This is a genomic window from Leyella lascolaii (assembly GCF_900079775.1).
Taxonomy (GTDB): Bacteria; Bacteroidota; Bacteroidia; order Bacteroidales; family Bacteroidaceae; genus Prevotella; species Prevotella lascolaii.
Window position 1 is genome coordinate 1 of sequence record NZ_LT556051.1, and the last position, 19,487, is coordinate 19,487.

Annotated in this window: 10 protein-coding genes; 5 read left to right on the forward strand and 5 right to left on the reverse strand. The window is 55.0% G+C overall.

Annotation, left to right across the window (positions count from 1 at the left end; all coding sequences use genetic code 11):
• Nucleotides 1-181 precede the first annotated feature (181 nt).
• Nucleotides 182-1,798: a SusR-related protein gene (locus tag BN4609_RS14990; protein ID WP_068857306.1), complete on the forward strand. Its 1,617-nt coding sequence runs from the start codon at nucleotides 182-184 to the stop codon at nucleotides 1,796-1,798.
• A gap of 112 nt (nucleotides 1,799-1,910) precedes the next feature.
• Here BN4609_RS14990 and BN4609_RS14995 read toward each other — a convergent pair whose 3' ends face one another.
• The 4 genes from BN4609_RS14995 to BN4609_RS15010 all read right to left on the reverse strand — a co-directional run bounded on the left by BN4609_RS14995 (nucleotide 1,911) and on the right by BN4609_RS15010 (nucleotide 6,752).
• Complete coding sequence (locus BN4609_RS14995) at nucleotides 1,911-3,104, reverse strand: FprA family A-type flavoprotein (RefSeq protein ID WP_021993451.1); 1,194 nt, start codon at nucleotides 3,102-3,104, stop codon at nucleotides 1,911-1,913.
• A gap of 42 nt (nucleotides 3,105-3,146) precedes the next feature.
• Nucleotides 3,147-4,100: a carbohydrate kinase family protein gene (locus BN4609_RS15000; protein ID WP_068857307.1), complete on the reverse strand. Its 954-nt coding sequence runs from the start codon at nucleotides 4,098-4,100 to the stop codon at nucleotides 3,147-3,149.
• Between the two features lie 777 nt (nucleotides 4,101-4,877).
• Nucleotides 4,878-5,177, reverse strand: coding sequence for a hypothetical protein (locus tag BN4609_RS15005; RefSeq protein ID WP_068857308.1), 300 nt, complete (start codon nucleotides 5,175-5,177; stop codon nucleotides 4,878-4,880).
• A gap of 336 nt (nucleotides 5,178-5,513) precedes the next feature.
• A complete protein-coding gene (locus BN4609_RS15010) occupies nucleotides 5,514-6,752 on the reverse strand; it encodes a M16 family metallopeptidase (protein ID WP_068857309.1) in 1,239 nt (412 codons plus the stop codon).
• 249 nt (nucleotides 6,753-7,001) lie between these two features.
• Here BN4609_RS15010 and BN4609_RS15015 point away from each other — a divergent pair, with 249 nt between their 5' ends.
• From BN4609_RS15015 to BN4609_RS15030, 4 genes are all read left to right on the forward strand, one after another.
• Nucleotides 7,002-8,858, forward strand: a complete 1,857-nt coding sequence (locus tag BN4609_RS15015) for a GH116 family glycosyl hydrolase (RefSeq protein WP_068857310.1) — start codon at nucleotides 7,002-7,004, stop codon at nucleotides 8,856-8,858.
• A 267-nt stretch (nucleotides 8,859-9,125) separates the two neighbouring features.
• Complete coding sequence (locus BN4609_RS15020) at nucleotides 9,126-10,613, forward strand: helix-turn-helix domain-containing protein (RefSeq protein WP_068857311.1); 1,488 nt, start codon at nucleotides 9,126-9,128, stop codon at nucleotides 10,611-10,613.
• A gap of 111 nt (nucleotides 10,614-10,724) precedes the next feature.
• Nucleotides 10,725-13,103 (forward strand): C10 family peptidase, encoded by a 2,379-nt coding sequence (locus BN4609_RS15025; RefSeq protein ID WP_164071710.1) that lies wholly within the window; start codon nucleotides 10,725-10,727, stop codon nucleotides 13,101-13,103.
• A 164-nt stretch (nucleotides 13,104-13,267) separates the two neighbouring features.
• The gene (locus tag BN4609_RS15030) at nucleotides 13,268-17,404 is read left to right on the forward strand and encodes a choice-of-anchor J domain-containing protein (protein WP_068857313.1); all 4,137 of its coding nucleotides are present in this window, start codon (nucleotides 13,268-13,270) and stop codon (nucleotides 17,402-17,404) included.
• 833 nt (nucleotides 17,405-18,237) lie between these two features.
• Here BN4609_RS15030 and BN4609_RS15040 read toward each other — a convergent pair.
• On the reverse strand, nucleotides 18,238-19,428 hold the full coding sequence (locus tag BN4609_RS15040; protein ID WP_068857315.1) for an MFS transporter: 1,191 nt from the start codon (nucleotides 19,426-19,428) through the stop codon (nucleotides 18,238-18,240).
• Between the last annotated feature and the right edge of the window lie 59 nt (nucleotides 19,429-19,487).

Here is a 19,487-nt window from a genome sequence, read left to right on the forward strand (position 1 = left end):
CCTCAGATTTTTGGAGATAAGCATTCATACGCTCGTCTAGATAGATGGTCATACTCATTGAGTCAATATCAGACTCATCTGTTTCTATCTTGACGATATCGAAATTGTCCAGTATTTCTTTGGGAAGAACTATACGGGCTAATTGTTCAAGCATGTTCATAATGCAAAGATACAAAATACTATGAAACAAAAAAAACATCCCCAGTACTTTTCCACTGAGCCCAGATATGTGGAAAAACGCGAGGGCTACATACGCCACACGCGCGGCATGTACGCCAATGCCGGTATGGCGGCGCGCTATTCTCTTGCCCTCGAATTGTACAAAGAATACAGTGCCTATATGAGCGATTCGGCTCTCGTGTGGCTCGAACGTGCCGCGACAATAGCCCGCAGACTCGGAGACGGGGCGGGAGAGAACCGCTGCCGGGTGCTTAAAGCCTACCTGTGTTCCTCAACGGGGATGTACACCGATGCTGTAGACATGCTCGCATCCGTGCGTAAGGAGAAGCTCAGTGGGGCGGGACTCCTCGACTACTACATGTCGTGCAGCCATCTGTACGGCGAGCTTGCCTATTATACAAAGGTGGATGAGCTGAGAAAGAAATATCTTGCCATGTCGCGACTCTACTCCGACACGCTCATCGCCATTGCCCCGGCAGACAACGACTACCGCCTTCTGGCACTCGAGAAAAGGGCTTATGGCGAGGGCGACTACGCCAAGGCTCTGAGCTATAACGACCGGCGCATGAGGCTGGCGGCAAAAGGCTCGCACAGCATGGCGATAGTGGCGTTCTACCGTTATCTTGACTACAAGATGCTCGGAGACAACGAACGGTGGAATTACTGGCTCGCGGTGTCGGCGCTGAACGATGTGCGCAACGCCGTGATGGACCAGGGGGCGTTGTGGGAACTCGCCAATGCCATGTACATAAAGGGCGACCTACGACGTTCATACCGTTACATAAACTTCGCCTCCGACTGCGCCGCAAGGTTCGGGACACGCCTCCGCTACCTTCAGATAACGCCCGTAATAGCAAACGTGGACAAGATGTGGCAGATGCGAGGCAGGCGCGAGAACGCATGGCTGAAGACCGTCATCGCCGTCTCGGCAGGCTTTCTCGTCATCGTGCTGTCGCTGCTTTTCTATCTCATGAGACAGCGTCGCCGACTCACACAGACCAAGTCTGAGCTCAGCCGCAAGAACGAACAGCTGCTCACGCTGAACTCTGAGATGAAGCAGACACTCACCGATCTCGACACAGCCAACCGGCATCTTGTTGCCGCCGGAGACCGTCTCAACGAGGCGGTGGCTAATCTTGACGAGAGCAACAGGGTGAAGGAGAAATACATCGGACTCTTCCTCCGCCAGTGCTCGTCTTACATCGACCGCATGGACTCGATGCGCGTAGACACGCTTTCGATGCTAAAGGCAAAGCGGTATGCCGACCTTTTGCAGACGGTGAAGAACCATAACTTCCGCGACCGTGAGCGCGACGAACTGCTGGAGATATTCGACTCCACGTTCATAGGGCTTTTCCCGACGTTTGTCGACGAGTTCAACATGCTGCTGCGTCCCGACTGCCGCATCGTGCCCGACGACATGTCGAGGCTCACCACAGGCATACGCATCTTCGCGCTCATACGCCTCGGCATAGACGACAGCTCGAAGATAGCCGAGTTTCTTCACTTCTCCGTCAACACCATCTACAACTACCGCGCCAAGATAAAGAACGGAGCCGCAGTCAGCCGCGACGAGTTCGAGGATTATGTCAGGGCTATCGGGCTGCCGACAGACTGACCGTCGGCGCGATGAGGCTACCGTGCGCGTCTTCATAAAGCAACATAATGAAATGACGACAGCCTGTGACGGATAACGCCACAGGCTGTCGCTGTATAATGTGTGCATGTGTTCAGGCTCTGTCCCTCATGAGTCTCTCAGCCATGTCGCGTCCGAGCTGCCTGCACGCTGCGGCTGTCTCGGCGTTCACGCTCTGGCATATGTCCACCGGAGTACCCACAGGCTCGAAGTGCAGATGCTTCTCGTTCCATTCTCCTATCTTCGCTACCGCCCTGCTTGCCCAGCCGTGGCTGCCGAACCATCCTATGTAGTGGTTCTTTATGTCGCGCCCGGCAAGCTCGGAGAGCAGCACGTCCATCTCGTGATAAAGTCCGGTGTTGTAGGTCGGCGCGCCCACGATGAGACCGCGGTAGCGGAACACGTCGGCGATGATATACGAGTGATGGGTCTTCGATACGTTGTGCACCACGATGTTCTTTATTCCCGCCTCGCTTGCCGCAGAGGCTATCAGCTCAGCCGCACGCTCCGTGTTGCCGTACATGGTACCGAAGCACAGCACGATGCCTTCGTCCGTCTCATACTTGCTCATGCGGTCGTACAGGTTCATGACACGGTCTATGTGCTCGTGCCATACAGGTCCGTGGGTGGAGCATATGTAGCTTATGTCCGACCCCTTCAGCTTCTTCAGCGCGTTCTGCACGGGTATGCCGTATTTTCCCACTATGTTGCTGTAGTAGCGCACCATCTCCTGCCAGAAGGCGTCGCAGTTTATCCTGTCGTCCGTCAGACCTCCGTTCAGCGCGCCGAAACATCCGAAGGCGTCGCCAGAGAACAGCGCGCCGGCTGTGATGTCGAGCGTCATCATAGTCTCGGGCCAGTGCACCATCGGTGTGAGGACGAACTTCAGGGTGTGCCTGCCGAGGCTCAGCGTGTCGCCGCTCTTTATCTCCATGGTGTTGGTGTCTATGCCGTAAAAGCCCTTGAGCATGTTGAAGGTCTTGTTGTTGCCTATCACCTTCACGTCGGGATAGTGCTGTCTGAGCAGCGAGAGCGCGCCGCTGTGGTCGGGTTCCATGTGGTTCACCACCAGATAGTCAACCTTCCTGTCGCCTATCACGTCGCGTATGTTTTCGATGAACTGTCCGAAGAATCCCACCTCGACGGTGTCTATGAGGCACACCTTCTCGTCGTCTATGAGATAGGAGTTGTATGACACTCCTGCAGGCAGCGGCCAAAGACCCTCGAAGAGGTGCTTGTTGCGGTCGTTCACGCCTACATAATAGATATTGTCTGTAATTAGTCTCATGTGTGTATTTCTCTTTTTTTATTGTTGCCTGTTGTTGTCCTGTTATGTCTCTTTCCTCATTCTCATGCCTGTCTCCCGGCTTATGCTGTTGCCGGTATGCGTGCAGCAGTCTGCCGCGAACTCCGCCGCGTGGCTCGCAATGCGCTCCCAGCATACCGTTCCGGGGCATTCCGTGAGGTCGCGGCGGGTAATGCCGTGGCGTATGAGGGCGTATATCATGCCTGCGTTGTAGTTGTCGCCCGCTCCTATGGTGCTCACCGTCTCCACCTGTCTCACGCCGAACGTCATCGGCACATCGCTTCCGGCGAACACCCGTACGGGTCTGTCACCGTCGGTGCACACCAGTATGCGGCACAGCCGTGATATGTGTCTGCGGTATGCCTCCGCCGCGTCCGTGAGCCCGAACACCGTCTCTATGTCCTCGCTGCTTGCCCGCACTATGTCGGCAAGGCGCATGTTCTCCTCCATGTTATGCATGACATGGGGCAGGTCTGCCTTGTGTGCCGGACGGAAGTTCATGTCATACACCGTTATCGCTCCGGCTCTGCGCGCCTCCTCGAGCAGCGGAGCCGTCATGTGGCGCGTGCCGGGACTCACGGCGTGAAACGAGCTGAGCAGCAGTATGTCGCCTTCGCCCATCGTCTTCGGACGTCCGTTGTAGGGCAGCGGAGCGTTGTCGCGGTAGAATGTGTAGGATGCGTTGTTGAGTGAGTCGAGCACTGCCAGCGACACGGTAGACCTCATTCCGTCAGCCCTTTCCACCTGCGTCACGTCCACGCCCTCCGCTTCGAGAAAGGCGAGCATGCGCCGTCCGGCGTAGTCGTTGCCTGTTGCCGACACGAAAGACGTGCCCACACCTGCGCGTGCGAGCGACACAATGGCGTTGAGGGCAGAGCCTCCCGGCACGGCGTCCACAGGCTTGTCGTCCTTGAAAACGATGTCAAGAGCCATCTCGCCTGTCGCCGTCACTTTGCGTGCTTTGTCTTTTTCTGTCATCCTTACTTTATGTTGAACGGTCTGCACGTGCTCCGGCAGGCAAGCGGTATGGCTGCCGTGTGAAAATGCGGCAGTGCAGTTTTCTGTTTGCAAAGATAGTGAAAGGCGAGTGCAATGGCAAGAGAAAAGAAGAATTTCTTTTCATATTGCGCATTGCCGAGCCGCCTCCTGTCTTATTCAAAGATAGTGAAAGGCGAGTGCAATGGCAAGAGAAAAGAAGAATTTCTTTTCATATTGCAGGTTGCCGGGGCGGTTGGTGGCATATTTAAGTAGCTTGTTTTATTGGTGCTTCCTTCCTTGTGAGACGCAAGATTTTGCGTCTCTACTTTCCTTGCTTGCGTTTTTTCAGCCACGTCCCGTCAATCCCCACTCAATGGCGTCCGCCCAGTAGAGACGCAGGATTTTGCGTCTCACGAGAAGGTAAGCACAAAATATATGTTTGATAAACCGCATGTAACAATCATATCGCTTGCGTCCCACGAGCAGTCAAGCGCAATGTATATGCACAATAAACGGCTTATTTTATTGGTGTTTCCTGCTTGTGAGACGCAAGATTTTGCGTCTCTACTTTTCTTGCTTGCGTTTTTTCAGCTACGTCCCGTCAATCCCCACTCAATGGCGTCCGCCCAGTAGAGACGCAAAATCTTGCGTCCCACGAGCAGTCAAGCGCAATGTATATGCACAAAAAACGGCTTGTTTTATTGGTGTTTCCTGCTTGTGAGACGCAAGATTTTGCGTCTCTACTTTCCTTGTTTGCGTTTTTTCAGGCATGTCCCCTCAATCCCTGCATGCTGACACCACGGTGATGATGCCGGAAAATGGCGGCAGGCTCGTGCTGATGAAGTACTGCTGACGGCTGTGGCGGTGCCGTTCACGCTTAACGCTTTTAACATTCGTGGTGTCTCTTTTTAACGTTCCGGTGTGTCGTTCCGCCTTTCCTGTCAGCTGCCGGACACCGATGAAATGGGCTGTTTTGCATATATCGCCTTGCGACTGCCGGTATGTCGCACCACCGTTTGGCACATATGGTCTTGCGGTTATCACTCCGTTGTTCCACTGTTTTACGGTCGCTGGCATGCCGTCCGCGCCTTTTCGCGTTGCTGGAAAGGCTGTTCCGGTGTGTGATACAGGCTCTTCCGGTGTGCCGAGAAGCCTGTTTGGCGTCGCAGGAAAGCCTCTTTCGCGTGATGGCTGGCGTATGGCGGTATGGCTGAAGGTGCTGTCCGGGCAAGTATTTTGTGCTTATTTCGTTGATAATCAATGTGTTGATGTGTTATGATATAAAAACGGACATATTCTCGCTTTTCATGCTCCATAAATCAAAAATGAAAAAGCTGCGAGGCTATAAATGTTAAAACGGCACGGTGGATTGCTGCCGTATGTGCGCGACATGATAATTATAGATGCACGGTGTCATCTTATTACGAGCGTCGTCATCAGCTCCGGAGCGAACGTTTCCTGCGCGACCTGCCGTATCATCTGCGGTGTCACGGCGTCGATATTGCGGAAAAGCCTTGCCACGTCCTTCTCCCATCCGTAGTGGAGGAAACTCTTCGCGAAGTCGATGGCGAAGTTCTCGCGGCTGTCGCATGCCACACCTATCTGTCCCTTTATCTGTTTCTTGGCAGAGTTGAGTTGTCTGTCGCTCAGCTGCGTGTCCGCCATGCGGTTGAGCTCCCGCCTTACGAGCCGCATGCACCGGTCGGTCTGGGCAGGGTCGCATCCGAAGTATACAGCCCACACACCGGTGTCGGAGTAGCTCGCCATGGAGCTTTCCACGGTGTAGACAAGCGCGTGCCGCTCGCGCAGAGTGAGGTTGAGGCGTGCCGTCATGCCCGGTCCGCCCATGATGTTGTTTAGCAGGTAGAGAGCCATCCGGCGGCTGTCGTGTATGTCGTAGGCACGGTTGCCCGTCATGACATGTGCCAGATGCGTGTCCATGTGTATGGTTTTCCTTTCCGGACGGTATTCCGGCAGGCGTTGCAGGCGCATGTTTTCCGTGTCGGTCAGCGTCGGGCGCGATGGTGCGGAGTCGTGTCCGGCGCGTTCGAGAGCCTTCACCAGACGGGTGAAGTCTATGTCGCCGTAGGCAAAGAAAATGGCGTTGTCGGGTCGGTAGAGGCGCGATGTGAACCGCCGCGCGTCGTCCGTGGTGTAGTTGCGGAGGCGTTCCGCCTGTCCCAGTATGTTGTGTCCGAGCGGGTGTCCGCAGAACACCATGTTCTCGAACTCGTCGTATATCAGTTCGGCAGGTGAGTCGTTGTAGCTCTCTATCTCCTCGCATATCACCTCCACCTCCTTGTCTATCTCGCTCTGAGGATAGGTGCTGTGGAACACTATGTCGGTGAGCAGGTCGGCGGCTCGCGTTATGTGGTCGCGCAGGACGGCTGCGTGATACACCGTGTCCTCCTTTCCTGTGAAGGCGTTGAGGTCGCCTCCCACGCTCTCGAGGCAGTTCAGTATGTGCCATGCCCGGCGTCTCGCTGTGCCCTTGAAGGTGATGTGCTCGCAGAAGTGGGCGAGTCCCTCCTCTCCCGGTGCCTCGTCGCGTGTGCCGGCGTTTATCGCATATCCGCAGTAAACCACCGGAGATGCCGACGGAAGGTGTATCACGCGCAGTCCGTCAGCCATTGTATGTGTGTTGTATTCCATATTGCTGCTTTGTAGTATCATTGCCGTTGATGCAGCGCAAAATTAGTTATTTTAGTTCACACACCGCATGTTTTACATTAATTTTACATCCGCGCCGTCCCTGCCGTTACTCTCCGGACATGCCGTGAGCTGAGTTTTTTATCCTGTCAGTGAAATAAAAACACACCGGTATTGCCGTCCTCCCACATTATTTTCATATCTTTGCATACAGATATTGATGATAAACACAATCCGTTTTTACATTAAGGCATGAACATAAGACATTTTTTAGGAACCTTACCGGTTCTGTTTCTGTGTTGCGTTGACTCACCGGCGCAGGTCGCGGCGGAGGTCGACGGATATCCGATGTCAAACTTCGCGCTTACGGTGAACGCATCGCAGGACGGCGGTTTCTTCGGAAAGATAATGCGCAATCCGGGTCGTATAGGCGAGTGGTTGCATGACAAGGGCAGCGTGGAGTTCTTTGTCGATAAGGGAGGAAGGCGTCACCGCTTCTCCGGATTCAGGAAAAAGAGGGTGAGCCGCGCCTTTCCCTTTATAAGAAACACTTACCACGGGTCGCCCCTGACAAATGCGTCATTCAGCGTCACCGCCTTCTGTCCGCTCGCGGTGAACGACGGTCGCACGTCGGCTCTGCCGTTGCTGATGGTCGAGATGGAGTGTGCCAATAAGGGAAAGACCGCCGACGAGTTCGATGTCGTGGCATTGCCTGCGGCAGACATGGCGCGCGGCATGTCGGCGGTGAGCCGTGAAGGATGTTCGGGAGCGGGCGACGGGCACGAGGTGGAGCTCACGGCTGACGTGCCCACATCGTGGGACGGGCGCGGGCTTCGGATGCATGTGACGCTCGGACCAAGGGAGAGCCGCACGGTGAGAATACTTATGGCGTTTCATGACGACGGCTGGGTGAGCGCGCAGGACTTCTCCTCTCCCGCCGCACTGACGGCATACGGACGCGCCGTGTGGCAGGTTCTGAAGGACAAGACAGAGGGTTTCAGCCGTGCCATACCCGCCACGGGGGACGATGAAATCGACGATTATCTGCGCTGGTACATGTTGCCTGCCGTGTCGCTCACCAAGTGGACGCGCAACGGTGAGGTGGTGACGATGGGTTACCGCGAGCTCAACCAGCGTGACAGCTACTGGACATCATGGCTGCATCTTGTGATGTTCCGCGACCTTGAACGCCGCATGATTGAGGAGACGGTGGCGTTCCAGCAGCCCTCGGGAAAGATTCCCACCACCATACTCCCGCTTATAGAGCGCGACGACGACCTCGACATAAACGCTTTCTTCATACTGCGTGTGGCGCGTTTCTGGCAGGTGTATCACGAGCGGCACACCCTCCTGACTCACTGGCAGGCACTGAAAAAGGCGATGGAATGGCTCATTTTGCGAGATAAGGAGCACATCGGACTGCCCATGCAGGTGTCGTTCTGGGGCGACTGGAAGGATGTGCAGGGTGTCAGTGACCGCAAGTACTCGCCCTTCAGCTGCCTCATTTATATGGCGGCATTGAAGAAGATGAGGCTTATGGCGGAGGTGTGCGGCGACAAGGAGGCGGCAGACGAATATGAGGAGGCGTACGGCAGGGCATACCGGCGTGTGAACATGGACGTAGGGGAAGGCGGACTGTGGAACGGCGAATATTATTGTCAGATATGGCGCGACGGCAGTGTGAACAGCCGGCTGTTGCAGGACCAGACCGTAGGCATACTCTTCGGAGTGGTTCCCGACGACCGTGCGCAAAAGATTATCGGTGCCCTTAACGCGCGGAGCATGACTCCTTACGGTGTGGCGGAGACGTTCCCGTATTATGACGAGAGCTTCGGCTATCCTCCTGCCGTGTATCACAACGGCGCCGTGTGGCCGTGGGTGAGCTTCATGGACTGCTGGGCGAGAGTGAGGATGGGACGCAAGGCGGAGGCGATAGGGCTGGTGAAACGGGTAGGGAAAGCCGACCTCGTGGACTCGGGCGACTGGTCGCCCAACGAGCACATCAACAGTCTGACGGGCGAGAATCTCGGTTTCCACATACAGGGCTGGAACGCCGGACTGTTCGGACTGGTGTATTTCGGACTTGTAAACACCGGTGTCATCGACTGACATACGCATACGGCGGATACCGGTCCTGTATCCGCCGTATGCGATTTATATTATTGTTGAGCGGCATACTGACGTTATGTTCGTGACGTACTCCGTGTTTTACCGTTTTTTTCTTATCTTTGCATAAGATAAGATACGGCTCGGCAGTATCAAGTTAAGTAAAACTCCGTTTTCCTTCCTTGCTGTTGCGCTCGCCTCGCATTATCTTTGCACCTGTTTAAGGACAGTTTTTGTTCATATGTTATCATCTTTTTGCAATTTCGCAACATGACTGGCAGAAGACTCATATATGTGTGTCTGGCACTCTTTTTCCATTTTACCGCCATTCTTGCCGCACCCGGCGGACAAGAGAGACGGTCTGCTCCTGACAATCTGGAGCAGGCAAGAGCTTATCTGAGGAAGAGCGACTACAACAGTGCTCTGTCTATTCTGCTCCGCTATATACAGAAAGAGGAACACTCGAAAAGCGTCGACACACTCAATCTCATGAACGCATACTACAACGTGGGAGGCATCTATTCGGTGTATTCCAACTTTGCCCAGGCTCTCGACGTGTATGAGAAGGGCTATCGTCTCAGCCTTGTCTCGGGCAATTCGGGCATGCAGTTCAAGTTCCTGAACAACATGATAGGTGCCGGATGCAACATAGGCAACGCCGCATATGCCGAGCGTCTTAACGAGAAAGTGAAGGAACTGAAGGGCGTTCCGCGCGGTCAGCTGCTCTTTTATTACTGCTTCAACAAGGGTTTTATTGCAGGAATACGCGATGAAATGGACGAAAAGACGCGCTGGATGAACGAGGCTGTGGCGGTGGTGGACAGTTTCAGACTGCCGGGAGAGATGAAAATATATCCTTATTCGGAGGTATACCAGTGTTATGAGAGACAGGGCAATCTGGATAAGGCACTCGAGGTGTTGCAGAAGTACGACTCGCTGGCACAGCTGAAGAACGAAGCTTACCTCTTTGCTGACTGCTACAAGGGCATGATGCGTGTCTATACGAAAATGGGAAACAAGGAAAAGGCTCTGTTCTATCAGAACGAGTTCTTCAGATATACCGACTCGCTGCTCAACGTGAACGAGTTCTCCCAGATAAAGAACAGCTACCAGACGCATGAGAAAAAGCTCGACAGGCAGACCATAGACGCGCAGAAACGCACCATATTCTATCAGAACGCGGCTCTCGTCATGCTGCTTCTCGTGGTGGCGGTGGCATGCGCCGCGGTGGTGATGGTGTGGCGTCAACGGCGCAAACTGCATGTGGCGTACGTGGCGTTGTTCGAGCGCAACAGGGAGCTTCTTGATATTGAGAGCCGCTACCGCGATATTGTCGACAGGCGGAAAACGTCCGGCGGGGATAGTGTGGCAGACATTGAGCGTCATGACAAAGCCTCCGCGCCGGTACCGAACTCCGAAGAACTGCTGCGCCGCATTGACGCCGTGATGGAGGACGAGGACACTTTCTGCAGTCCGGAATTCAGTCTCGCCGTGCTCGCAAGGCTCTCGGAGTCGAACACTAACTATGTGTCGCAGGTGATAAATACAACTTACAACAAGAATTTCCGTACTTTCCTGAACGAGCGTCGCATAAAGGTGGCGATGAAAAGGATGATGGACAGCGGACGCTACGGAGCGTACAGCATGCAGGGAATAGCCGAGAGCGTGGGCTACAAGTCGGCTTCAAACTTCATTGCGGCGTTCAAGAAAGTCACCGGAATGACCCCTTCATTATATCAGAAAATGCTTGGAAAATGAGCTTTTTGGTTTTTAATTTATGAATCAGAAAGCATTGTTTGGTGACCTTTTGTTAGTTTTCACGGCTTTTAAATACCTTTGTAAATGCGAAAACTAATTAAAAATGTCATTATGAGAAAACTTACTCTTGCTGTTTTATTGTTGTTGCCGGGGCTGCTCTCCTTTGCCGGGGACGTCACAAAGCCGCAGGCTCTGAAAATCGCGCGGTCGTTTCTCCGTGATAATGCGGCGCAGATGAGGGCGCGGCAGAATGTCGGAAGCGATGACCTTAAACTGGTGTATACGGCTGGCGACACGAAAGGGCGCAGCTGTGTGTATGTGTTCAATGCCGGCAGCAACGCCGGATTCGTCCTCGTATCGGCTGAGGACAGGGCTGCGGAGGTGCTGGGTTACAGCGACACAGGCAGTTTCGACCTTGACAGGATGTCGCCTGAGATGCGCAACTGGATGGAAGGTTATGTGGACGAAATAACATATATAAGAGACAACAACGTTGAGACTGCGCCGCAGAAAAGCACGAACAGCGGCAAGAAAGTGGCTCCGCTGCTTGGCAACATTATGTGGGATCAGGGCGCGCCATATAATAATATGTGTCCTGACTACGACATAAGCTCCAAGTGTGCGACGGGATGTGTGGCGACGGCTATGGCTCAGGTGATGTACTATCACCGCTGGCCTGAGACCGGAAAGGGGTCTTACACTTATGCGCCGGCAATAATGGGAGGACGCACTCTTACGGCTGATTTCGGCTCGACCCATTATTCCTGGGACGACATGACGCCCAAGTACGACAGTAACAGCAGCGAAGCAGGCTGCGACGCTGTCGCCGAACTGATGCTGCACTGCGGCATATCGGTAAGCATGAACTACTCTTCGTCGAGCGGGGCGGGCAGTGATGTCATACCATACGCGCTGTTCAACTATTTCGATTATGACAAAGGTGTGGCATACCGGCAGCGGAGTAACTACAGCAGTGAGGAATGGCAGCAGATCATAGAGGACGAGATTGACAACGGACGACCTGTCATTGCCACCGGCCGTTCGTCCTCCGGCGGACACGCGTTCGTGTTCGACGGATACGACGAGAACGGATTCGTGCACGTCAACTGGGGCTGGAGCGGCATGAGCAACGGATATTTCCGCACGTCGGCTCTCAATCCTCCTTTGCAGGGAACGGGCGGTTCCGCCGGAGGATACAACTACGACCAGCAGATAATAACAGGCATCCAGCGTCCCAAGGAAAACTCATGTGAGGACGTGGAGCTTGTCTCCACGGAGGGACTTGTGCCTGCGCAGAAGACGATAGACAACGGTGGAAGCACCGACATATCGCTCCGCGGAATGATATACAATGCCGGATGGAAGGCTTCTTCGTTCGAGTACGCCATGCTTCTTGCCGACGCACAGGGCTCTACGGTGGAGGTCTACCGCACCGACGCAGCCTACGAGCTTGAGGTGGGATACGGTTTTTACGGTCCGCTGACAGAGAACGTCAAGTTCGGAAAGCTCTCCGACGGCGACTATAAGCTTTATCCTGTATGCCGGCAGCACGGGTCTGACGGTGAGTGGAGTCGCATACGCGACGAGTATGTGGGCTATCCCAACTATCTCAACGTGAGTGTAAGCGGTGACAGGATAGCCTTCGTCTATCCCGACTATTTTGACCTCAGCATCGATGAAATGGACTCTCCGGCGGAGATTTACGCTGGTGTGCCGTCGTGCACAAGGGCAACCGTGGTGAACGGAGGCGACGTCAACTATCTCGGAGACGTCATGGTGACTGTCTACGACAGTAAGACTCTCCGTCCTGTAGCGTCGGGTTCGAAGTACAAGATAGACCTTGCTCCGGGCGCAAGTGCTGAAGTGGAGTTCCTTGATGTGATGAACCTGCCTGCAGGCGACTACAAACTTGCGGTGACAGACGATGACAACCGCATCATAAGCGCAATGCGCGAGGTTAGTGTGAAAGACGCTCCCGCACAAGCCGCAGTGCTCACAACGGCTGCCCAACTGTCTTTTGCCGACAACGAGAACGTGGACGCGCGCTCGATGAACATCACCGCCCGGCTGAAGTGCGACAGCGGGGTGTTCGGCGGATATGTATATCTTTACATCTTCAACGAGAGTGGAGCGGTGATCCGCGGATGCCTTGACCCGCAGTATCTGATGCTTAAGAGCGGTGAGACAGCCGACGTTACGTTCAGCGGCGCGTTTGAGAACGGAGTGCCCGGAACGACATACGTCGCAGCCCTTTTGCTATACAACGGCTCCACCTACAGTTATATCAAACCGATGGAAAGCTCGACATGTGTCTTCAGACTTGCTCCGGAGACAACCGGAATAGACTCTGCCGTTGCCGGTGATACGGGATTAAAAGTGAAGATATACGACATGAACGGCTGTCTCAGACCCGAGACCGACACCGAAACTCTACCCAAAGGCATGTATATAGTGAAGAAGGGAAATAGTGTAAGGAAAATTGTGAAATGACGGTCACTGTTTTGCCGCTACGCGGGGAAAAGGTAAAAGGGTAAAGAGAATAAAAAAGTAAAACTCTGATACTGGTTTTAATGCTATGCGGTAAAAGGGTGAAAGGGTAAAGAAGTAAAAAGAGTGAAATGACAGTATTTATGAGAAAAAAAGATAAACGACATATGAACAGAAAACGTTTTACTGATATCGCCGTGGCGGCAGCGTTTCTTATGAGCTCCGTCACAGTGGGCGCACAGATGGCGGAAAGCTCGCCTCTGACAATGCGCAAGCCGGGTCCGGCGGCTGTCACTCCCATCGGTGAGACTGCCGTAAAGGGAAAGAGTCTCACAAGGGTGTTGAAGTCGGACGGCAGGAAGATGACTGCCGACGCATCAGCGTTTGAGGGGCGCAAGCTCTACTGCGCTCTTATAAACAGCACCGACTGGTCTTCCGCCTCGCTGACAAGCGTGCCTTACGGTGTATATTCGTTCAGTATAGGCGGTGACATGGCTATGACACCTCTGCGCACAGCCTTCGACTACGACTTCACTGCGGCTTCTTTCTGCCGCGACACGTTCGTAGGCATCGCTCCGATGAGCGTCATGGGTGTGCTGAACGGTGCGCGCTACATTACCATAGACACGGAAAACTGGCAAGAACTGAAGCGTGTGATGTACGGAACGGAGAAGAAGAGCTACTCGCTTCTGTCGTCCACGATGGCTTACAATCCGATAGACAACAACACATATTCGCTCCAGTATAACGACGGAATGTCCGGAATGGACTGGTGTATATACAATGACAAGTATGATGAGATGGATAAGATCGCGGCGTTCCGGGGCAAGTACAACGTCCTTACGCTTGCCGCTGTGCCCGACGGAGGCATGTTTTTCATCAACTGGCTGGGCGACCTGTACCGCATCGACCGCAAGACGGCGCGCCCGACGCTTGTCGGCACCACCGGTGTGCAACCTGTGATGTACTCCCAGTCGATGGTTTACGACGGACGTACGGGGTTGTTCATCTGGGCGGCTCAGACTGAGACGGGAAGCGAGCTGTATGCTGTGAATCCCGAGACTGCCGAGACCTCGCTCATCGGACGGTTCAACAAGAACGAGCAGATCGTGGCACTGAAGGTGGACGAGAATGCCGCCAAGGACGGCGCACCGGCTATGGCGGAGGGTCTCAACCTCGTTTTCGACGCTGACGGAAGCCTCGGTGGAAAGATAGAGTTCACCGTTCCGCGGCTCACATACGGCGGAGCGGCTCTCGACGACGCCATGCTCAACGTGTGGCTCGACGGAGAGAACCTCAAGGGAGTGCCTGCCGTGCCGGGCGAGAAAGTTTCCATACCGGTGACGTTGAGCGAAGGCAACCACTACGTTGCTGTGAACACAAGCAACGGCACAGGCTATTCTCCTCTCGCGTCCATAAGAAAATACGCGGGATATGACACTCCTCTTCCTGTCGGCGACGTTACTTTCGCTTACGACGCGGACGCAGGCAAGAACACCGTAAGCTGGAACGCACCAGCCGCCGGAGTGAACGGAGGCTATCTGGACAAGGCAAACATCAGATACACGGTGGTGAGAATGCCCGACAGCGTGACCGTTGCCGACAACTACGCGCAGACCGTTTTCACCGAGACAACGCCCGAGGCGATGCACAACTACTCCTATCGCGTGTACGCGACAAACAACGGCAAGCGCGGCGAATATGCCGAGTCTGAGCGCATCATATGCGGCGACGCGTTCACAGCACCTTACTCACAGTCGTTCGCCGACGCATCGGTGCTCGGCGAGTTCTTCACCGTCGTGGACGCCAACGCCGACAACAACACATGGAGAACGGGTTTTAACGATGACGTGCGCATCGACATCAGTGCCTACAGTTTCCCTACCGGCGACGACTGGCTCATCACTCCGGCTATCAGCCTCGACGGAGGCGTGAAATACCGGTACACCATCAACATGAAGACATTCACCAACGGATATCCCGAGTCGTTCGAGGTGTATGTGGGAACCGACCCTGCCGACCTCTCCACATTCCGCAAGGTGGCGTCTGAGGAAGCCTTCGAGCTATATGAGGATTTCGGCGACTACCATGCCGATTTCTTAACAGACAAGCCCGGAAAATATTATCTTGCTCTGAGATATACGGGCGACAGCTCAAAGAACGCTTCAATGCTGATGCTTAAAAAAGTGTCGGTGAGTGCGGTGGGAGCGGCGAAGGCTCCCGCAGCGGCAGGCTCGCTCGAGGTGACTGCCGGAGCAGACGACGCCATGACTGCCACCGTAAGCTTCGACGCTCCGGACCGTAACCTCGAGGAGCAGCCTGTAAGCCCGCTCACGAGAATAAGCATATACAGAAACAAGGAGGCGGAGCCTGCGCACGTGTTCGAGTCGCCCTCCGCCGGCGCGCACCTCACATGGACCGATGGCAGCGTCAAGTCTGTGGGCATGAACACCTACACCGTGGTGCCCGAAAACGAATACGGAGCAGGTGAGTCTGCCGCCGACTCCGCCTTCGTGGGCGTATACACGGCTCCTTACAAGGAGACTTTCGACAGCCGTGGAGCAGCCGACCTCTATACGTCAACGCTCGACGGCATCGATCTTGAGACAAACCCGTTCTACGGATGGGAGTATGACAGCATGAACAAGAGGATGAAGTTCTCGGCATATGTCACCGACACGCCAGTCGAGGCATGGCTCTACACGCCTATGATAAGGCTCGACGCCGACGCCGTATACGAGCTGTCGCTCGGCGTGATGACGTCGGTCTATTCGGAGACTGTAACGAACAAGGTGTATATGGGCACATCCGCCGAGCCTCAGACACAGAGCGTACATGTGGGCGACCTGCCGAAGAGTACCGCCTATCAGATGAAGGACGTGGCTTATAACGTCGTGACCGGCGAGGGCGGCAAATACTGTTTCGGCATCAACTCCAAGGGAACGAGTGCGAATGACTTTCTCGACACGCAGCTCGACGATGTGCGGCTCACCTACAAGAAGTCAGCTTTCTCGCCCTATGAGTTCACCGGCTACAAGTCGGAAGCGGCTGCTGACGGCAGTCTGAAAGCCGTGATGACGTTCAGGACGCCCGCTGTAGACTATCACGGCAATGCCCTGAAGGAGAACGTAAAGGTGGAGATATTCCGCGGACAGAACCCCGCGCCGGTCTACACCGCCGACGATGTGGTGCCGGGAGCGGCGATGACATGGACCGACACACAGCCTCTCCACGGACAGAACACCTACATGCTCGTGGCGTCAAACAGCTACGGGCGCAGCGAGGTGCTTACCGACACGCTGTTCGTAGGGCGCGACGTGCCTCTGCCGGTGGGCAACCTGATGGTGAAGGGCAGCTCCGACAACAAGGACGCCATCCTCGTCTGGGATGCTCCCGAGGCTGGAGTGAACGGCGGAGTGGTCGTTGACGGTGAGGTGAGATACCGTGTCTACAGCTACAATCCTGCCGACAAGACATTCGCCCTTATAGCCGACAATGTGGAAGGCAACACATACACCATAGAGCTTGAGCGGACAGGAAGCCAGCGGCTTGACTATTACGGCGTGGCTCCGTTCACCGCTGAGGGCACAGGACAGACTGTAGTGGGCTCCGTGGTGCTCGGTCCTCTCTATCAGCTGCCTTACAAGGAGTCGTTCGCCGACGCCCGTACGGAGACTTCCCCGTGGCAGGTGGAGACGGTATATTCATACGGATACACATGGGGAGTGGACAATCCTGACGGCACACGCAACAATGCCAAGCCGCAGGACGGTGACGGAGGCTGTGCCTACATGTTCAACGGAAGCATGTACGAGCAGTATGCCGGTGCCGGATTCATATCTCCCAAGGTGGCTCTCGACGCCAATGACAACGTGCTGTCGTTCTGGGTGTACAACATCGCCACAGCCTATCCGAACAACCGTCCGTCGCTCTATGTCTATCTGCGCGGTGACGACGGCGAGAGCATAGAGGCTGCAAAATACATCGTGGGCGGCGACACCGAGGAAGGATGGAAGAAATATGAGATTCCGCTCAGTCAGCTGAAGGGATGCAGCCACATGAGCTTCGCCCTGTTCGGATATACCGGAGGCGGCTCTGACGTCATTTATCTGGACAACATAAGAATAGAAAAGGCTGACCCGACTGGCGTCGGCGGTGTGACGGAACAGGCAAAGACAGTGCAGGGCGTAAGATGGTTCACGACTGACGGACGCGAGGTGACATCGCCTGGAAAGGGTGTCTACATAATGACCGAGACCTACACCGACGGCACGAGACGCAGCGTGAAGGTGACAAGACGTTAGTTTTATATTATGACAGTCCCAAACCTGACATCAGATTTCTGACGTATCCGTTTGCCGGAGGTCTGATGCAGGATGGGGATAATACCGATGTTAAGTAAGGGAACTGTGGCGGCTGATGATTGCCGTCACAGTTTTTTTTGTGCGTGTTTATAAGTTTCTGCGCATAATCAGGTAGTACACGGAGTCTCGGCAAACCGTTGCATGACGTGCGTATTGCAGGCTCCGGCACGGACAAACGGAGGGGCTGTATTCCGGCACATGGATAATCGGAATGCATAAATATGCGTTCTTATGGTAAAAAATATTGACAAAATAAATCCGCGAAATAGAAAGCGCGTTGCGTCTCGGATGCTCCGGAATCATGTTACGATTGTTCTCATACGCCGTTTTTGTGATATTAAGTTCGCGCCACATAAGCTGCCGTCGTATGAAAAAGCCCGTTCCGCGTTGTCGGAAAGCCATTCCCGGCATGCCATATATGCTCTTTCACGGTGTGGAAAAGCCCGTTCCGCAGTGCGGAAAAGGCTCTTCCGCAAAGCTGTACGGTGTTTTCTGTGGTATGAAAAAACGCAAGCCGATGATTGTCAGAGACTTGCGTGAAGTGCGTAAAAACCGCGTATTTGCAGCCGGAAGGACAGTAGTGCGCGGAAACGGCGGTATTTCGGGATTACGGTGCATATTTATTCATCCACGTAAGCTTGTTCTTGTATAATCATGCATTGCCGTGCCTGCATGCCGTGCCGCGTTGTCCGGTGTGGCGACGGTGTGCCGGACATCCCGCCAGCCGTGCGGTTCGCCGACGGCATGAAGTGTTGCGCGGGTGCCTCTCTGTCTCAGGCTTGCCTCTTGCATGGCTTGTCAGCCACGAGCGTTATGGCGAGTGAGAGCGTCGCGAAGAGCGCGCCCGTGAGGCACACGCCGCCCCATCCGCACATGTCCCAGCCCACACCGGCACACAGTGTGCCCAGCGCGCCGCCGATGAAGTATACGGTCATGAATATGGTGTTGGCACGGTTGGCTGCCTCCGGCATCTGCTGTATGCAGTCGCTCTGGTTGCTCAGCTGTATGCACTGCACTCCGATGTCGGCGAGTATGATTGCCGCGATGAGCCCGGCGTAGCTGTCACCGAATGTGAAAGCCGTCGCCCAGGCTGCCAGCTGCAGCAACGCTCCTGCCTTGCTGAACCGCCTTATGCCGTAGCGGGGCACCAGTCTGCCCATCCCGCTCGCCGCTATGGCTCCCGCCATGCCGCACAGTCCGAGCACGCCTGTGGTTGAGGCTCCAGCGCGGAACGGCTCACCGGCAAGATGGAACGCCAGGCACGACCATATGGCGAGCATCGAGCCGAAGGCGAGCGACGAGCGTACAGCGTTGAGACGTATGCGCGGCTGTGTGCGCACTATGCGCCACACGGTGCGCATGAGCTGCGGATAAGAGCCTCTGAAGTTGGGTTTCATCTCAGGCATCATCGCCGCCGTCACTGCCAGACACGCCGCCATCAGCGCGGCGGAGATGACGAACACGGCTCGCCAGCCCATCCTCTCGCCTATGAATCCGCTTATGACGCGCGAGGCAAGGATGCCCGTGAGCAGTCCGCTGAGCACATAGCCGATGTTGCGCGCCTTGTTCCCGGGCTTGGAGAACTGCCCCGCTATGGGTATGAAAAGCTGCGGTATGACCGAGCACATGCCCAGAAACAGCGACGCGCCCCATATCACTCCGATGCTGTCCGACACGGCTATGACTGTTCCCATTGCCGCCGCCGTGATGAGGGACATGGCTATTATGCGTCGTCGGGGGTAGAGATCGCCCGTCGGGATGATGAGAAACAGTCCGAGGGCATATCCCGCCTGCGATATGACGGTGATGAGATTCGCCTCCACCTCCGTCGCGCCCGTGTCGTGGCGGATGAGCTCGAGCAGCGGCTGGTTGTAGTAGAGGTTTGCCACGGTGATGCCTGCCATGACCGCCATCATGATGAGTATGTGTCTGGGTATGCCCTGGTTTTCCTTCAGTTCTGTCATAGTGAATGTTGTTTTGCGGTGTGCAAAGTTATCAATAAGCGGCGTGACATGCAACAGTA

Coding starts and splice junctions, on each gene's coding strand:
- BN4609_RS15000 (WP_068857307.1), bottom strand. CDS start 4,100: ATGACAGAAAAAGACAAAGCACGCAAAGTGACGGCGACAGGCGAGATG.
- BN4609_RS15030 (WP_068857313.1), top strand. CDS start 13,268: ATGAACAGAAAACGTTTTACTGATATCGCCGTGGCGGCAGCGTTTCTT.
- BN4609_RS15025 (WP_164071710.1), top strand. CDS start 10,725: ATGAGAAAACTTACTCTTGCTGTTTTATTGTTGTTGCCGGGGCTGCTC.
- BN4609_RS14990 (WP_068857306.1), top strand. CDS start 182: ATGAAACAAAAAAAACATCCCCAGTACTTTTCCACTGAGCCCAGATAT.
- BN4609_RS15005 (WP_068857308.1), bottom strand. CDS start 5,177: ATGCCAGCGACCGTAAAACAGTGGAACAACGGAGTGATAACCGCAAGA.
- BN4609_RS15015 (WP_068857310.1), top strand. CDS start 7,002: ATGAACATAAGACATTTTTTAGGAACCTTACCGGTTCTGTTTCTGTGT.
- BN4609_RS15020 (WP_068857311.1), top strand. CDS start 9,126: ATGACTGGCAGAAGACTCATATATGTGTGTCTGGCACTCTTTTTCCAT.
- BN4609_RS15010 (WP_068857309.1), bottom strand. CDS start 6,752: ATGGAATACAACACACATACAATGGCTGACGGACTGCGCGTGATACAC.
- BN4609_RS14995 (WP_021993451.1), bottom strand. CDS start 3,104: ATGAGACTAATTACAGACAATATCTATTATGTAGGCGTGAACGACCGC.
- BN4609_RS15040 (WP_068857315.1), bottom strand. CDS start 19,428: ATGACAGAACTGAAGGAAAACCAGGGCATACCCAGACACATACTCATC.